Raw genomic sequence first — 242 nt, forward strand, 5'->3', positions numbered from 1 at the left:
GTGTGAGCAGTTGCGCCGCCGCCCGCGGCTCGACCAGCCGGGCCACCAACCTGTGCCAGGTGACGGACTGCGCCGACCGGCGGAGCGGTCAGAAGATCGTCTACAACTGGCTCGGCGACAACGCCACCCCGGAGTTCCTCGACCACGTGAGGCGGTCCGCCGCCGAGGCCGGCATCGATCCCCAGCTGCTGCTCGCGGTCCTGATCGCCGAGAGCGGGGACTGCCACTGCGCGGAGAAGGAC

Annotated in this window: 1 protein-coding gene; it reads left to right on the forward strand. The window is 71.1% G+C overall.

Annotated features, from left to right (window positions below; genetic code table 11):
- Positions 1-242: hypothetical protein (locus ACSNOH_RS35405; protein ID WP_436725530.1), on the forward strand; the 242-nt coding region annotated here is incomplete at both ends.

Source organism: Streptomyces sp. URMC 127, assembly GCF_051386535.1.
Taxonomy (GTDB): Bacteria; Actinomycetota; Actinomycetes; order Streptomycetales; family Streptomycetaceae; genus Streptomyces.